The following is a 3,695-nucleotide window of genomic DNA, read 5'->3' on the forward strand; positions in this document are numbered from 1 at the left end:
TCGGCGTCAAAACTGATAGGGGCCGTAAACTGGCGAATATCGCCCTGGAAGCCACGATAACGAATGTGGCTGGACATCAGGGCGTCGGCCATGCCCAGTTGGTCATCCGAGGGATAAACCGGGTGGTTTGACAGGTCGGCCGTCACGTGGAAAAAGGGCGGCAGCTCAATCCGCTGCAATTCCTGGAGCGACTTGTCCACCGTAGCCACCTCGTTGTCGGGCAGGCGGTCGCTGCCGCCGTGGCCGGGGAGGTCGACGAGGAGGAGGCGCAGCTCCGAGGCGAGCGGCAGCTGCTCGCGGAAGAGCTCCATCGAGCAGCTCCAGCCGTGGACGAGGACCAGGGTCCGCGGGCCGGTCCCGGCCGTCCGGTAGAGGACGCGCCTGCCGTCCAGGAGGGCGAAGCGGGCGGGGAGCGCGTCGAGGGAGCGGGGAGCCGCGGGCGCGGCGGGCGCCCTGGGCGCGACCGGAGGCGGCGAGGCCGGCTGCGCGACCGCGGCCCGCGCGGAGAGGGCAGAGGCGGCGGCGAGGGCGGCGAGGAGAAGTCGTGCGGGACCGGGCATCCGGCGGCTCCTTCGATCGCGGGTCGAGGCGAGGATACGCCCGCGACGGCAGGGCCAGGATCGTGGAGAATCGGCGCTTCCGAGGATGACCGCGAACGAACCCGCCCCCGCCCGGGGCTCCTTCCCGGCCACGCGCCTGTCGCTCGTCGAGGCGGCGCGGAGCCCCGACGCCGCCACCCGCGAGCGCGGGCTCGCGACGCTCCTGTCGGCCTACTGGCGGCCCGTCTACCGGTACGTGAGGCTCCGGCACGGCAAGGGGCACGAGGAGGCCGCGGACCTCGTCCAGGACTTCTTCGCGGAGCTGATCGAGCGGGACCTCCTCGCGCGCTTCGACCCGTCGCGGGCGCGCCTGAGGACGTACCTGCGCGTCTGCGTGGACGGCCTCGCCGCCAACCAGGCCCGCGCCGCCTCCCGGCAGAAGCGGGGGGGCGGCGAGCGGCCCCTCTCGCTCGACCTGGAGTCCGAGCGCTCCGCCGTCGACCGCCTGACTCCCGCGGACGGGAGCGACCCGGAGCAGGAGTTCGAGAAGGCCTGGGCCCGGAGCGTCTTCTCCCTTTCGCTCGACCGGTTCCGCGAACGCCTCGCCGCCGCGGGCAAAGCCGTCCGCTTCGAGCTCTTCTCGGCGGTGGAGCGGGGGGAGGAGGGGCGCTCCGAGCGGCCGTCCTACGCGGAGCTGGCCCGCCGGCACGGGATCTCCGAGTCGGACGTGACGAACGGCCTCCACGCCGCTCGACGGGAGTTCCGCGAGACGGTCCTGGAGCTCCTCCGCGAGACGACGGCGACCGAGGAGGAGTTCCGGCTGGAGGCCCGCTCGCTCCTCGGCCTTGCCGACCCGCCGCCAAAGGAACGCCCCGGGGCGGTGAAGAGACCGGGGAACGAGGACCCAGAGGGGTCCGGGAGGAAGCGATGAAGGTGGAGCTGAAGGCAGAGCGGGACGTCTCCGACGCCGCGGTGAAGGCGGCCACTGGGAAGACGCGGAAGGAGTGGTTCGCGCTCCTGGACGGGTTCGGGGGGCCGGAGAAGGGGCGGCGGGCGATCGGGGACCACCTGGTCGGGACGCTGAAGCTCGACCCGTGGTGGTCGGCGACGTTCGTCGTCGAGTACGAGGCGGCCCGGGGCGTCGTCGAGAAGGACGGCAAGCCGAAGGGCTACACGATCTGCGCCACGAAGGCGGTCAAGGCGACGCCGGAGCGGTGCTTCTCGGCCTTCGCCTCGGCCGCCGAGCTGGACGGCTGGCTCGGGCCGAAGAGCACGCTCGACCTGAAGCCAGGCGGGTCGCTCCGGAACGCCGACGGGAACGCGGCCGACGTCCTCAAGGTGAATGACGGCAAGGCGATCCGCCTCCTCTGGAAGGACCCCTCGGCGGCCCCCGGGACACCCGTGGAGGTGAAGTTCTCCCCCTCGGCCGGCAAGTGCACCGTCATGGTGACGCACGACCCGCGCATTGCCGCGTACGCCGACCGCATCGTCTTTATAAAAGACGGCAAGGCGGTGGATGAGACGAAATTGAAACAAGATGGTTCGGACAATGCGGCGCTGGTGACGGGCAGAATGCACGCGTTGGCGGAATAGAATGATGCCGATTCAATTAACTTTGGCGGCGCGTTATTTGTGGGGCCGCAAGCTGCGTACCTTTTTGACGACGCTGGCGATTGTGTTTGGCGTGCTGGTTATTTTCAGCATGAACATTCTCTTGCCGACCATGATGCAGGCGTTCGCCACATCGCTGCAGAGCGCGGCGGGCCAAGTGGATTTGACCATCACGCACAAATCGGGCGAAACGTTTTCGACGCGCGTGTTGGACCAAATCGAAAATGTGGACGGCATCCGCGCCGCGTCCGGCACGCTCGAACGACCCATCAATATCCCCGCGAATTTTTTCCGCAATGCCAATATCGGCGCGGTGACATTGATTGGCTTGGAACCCAAAGCCGCGCAAGCGCTGCGCGATTATACCGTTCAGGAAGGGCGCTTTCTCCGCGATACGGATACGAACGCGGCGGCGCTCACGGCGGGGCTTGCGGACACGTTGGGTTTGAAACTTGGCGACGAAATCCCGATTCCCACCGCGCAAGGCGTCGTGCGTTTCAAAATCGTCGGCATTCGGCCCGCGCAGGCATTGCCCGGCAATGAACCCGTGTATGTGAATTTGCCGCAAGCGCAAAAAATTTTTGGTTTGCCGAATCGCATCAATACCGTCGAAGCGAATTACACGACGACGGACGCGGCGCAGCGCGCGCAAATCGAGCGCACGATTCAAAATTTGCTCGGGCCGGATTATCAATTCGGCGGTTTGGGAACCTCTTCCGAATTGTTTGCGAGCATGCAAACGGCGCAAACGATTTTTAACGTATTGGGTTTTCTCGCGCTCTTCATGGGCGGTTTCATTATTTTCAATACATTCCGCACCATCGTCGCCGAACGCCGCCGCGACATTGGCATGTTGCGCGCGGTCGGCGCAAGCCGCGGCGCCATCATGTCGCTTTTTCTTGCCGAAGGTCTGGTGCAGGGCATTATTGGCGTCACGTTCGGTATCGCTTTGGGTTATCTGGCGGGCGCGGGCATTACGGCGTTGGCGAGCGGCGCGATGGAACAATTCTTGCATGTCAAAATCGGCGCGCCGATTGTAGAACCGATTTTGTTGATCATGACGATTGGGTTGGGGCTGGGCGTGACGTTGGCGAGCGGTCTCTTGCCCGCGTGGAATGCGAGCCGCGTCACGCCGCTGGAAGCGCTGCGTCCCTCTCAGGCGGATGTGGAAAAAGGCAAGACGTGGAGCAAGAAAACCATCGCGGGCGTTACATTGCTTGTCATGGCGGTTGGCGGCTTGCTCTCGCAAAATATCAGCTTGGTCGCGCTGGGCGGTTTCGCTTTTCTCTGCGGTCTGATCCTCGTCGCGCCCGCGTTGGTGAAACCGGTGGCGGGTTTATTTGGCGCGCTCTTGACGCTTTTGTTCGCGCGGCAAGGCACAGGCGATTTGGCGCAAGGCAATCTCGCGCGTCAACCTTACCGCGCGGCGATTACGGCGGGCGCGACGATGATTGGTTTGGCGATTATTGTCGCCGCTGTCGGTTTGATTACGAGCATTACGGGCGGCATCAATGCGGTGTTGGCAAAAAGTCTGGGGAGCGATTA

General features: G+C 65.4%; 4 protein-coding genes. 3 read left to right on the top strand and 1 reads right to left on the bottom strand.

Going from position 1 to position 3,695, the window contains the following annotated elements; all coding sequences use genetic code 11:
• On the bottom strand, nt 1–560 hold a 560-nt coding region (locus tag FBR05_15010), incomplete at its 3' end, for an alpha/beta hydrolase (protein ID MDL1873489.1).
• Between the two features lie 85 nt (nt 561–645).
• Here FBR05_15010 and FBR05_15015 point away from each other — a divergent pair.
• The 3 genes from FBR05_15015 to FBR05_15025 form a co-directional block, all read left to right on the top strand.
• Nucleotides 646–1,470 carry a sigma-70 family RNA polymerase sigma factor gene (locus tag FBR05_15015; GenBank protein MDL1873490.1) on the top strand — a complete coding sequence of 275 codons (825 nt, stop codon included), beginning with the start codon at nt 646–648 and terminating at the stop codon, nt 1,468–1,470.
• Entirely contained in the window at nt 1,467–2,132 is a 666-nt protein-coding gene (locus FBR05_15020; protein ID MDL1873491.1) for a hypothetical protein, read from the top strand. The genes FBR05_15015 and FBR05_15020 overlap by 4 nt, the downstream gene beginning before the upstream one ends.
• A 1-nt stretch (nt 2,133) precedes the next feature.
• A partial coding sequence (locus FBR05_15025) for an ABC transporter permease (GenBank protein MDL1873492.1) occupies nt 2,134–3,695 on the top strand: 1,562 nt, incomplete at its 3' end.

It is taken from the genome of Deltaproteobacteria bacterium PRO3 (assembly GCA_030263375.1).
Taxonomy (GTDB): domain Bacteria; phylum UBA10199; class UBA10199; order DSSB01; family DSSB01; genus DSSB01.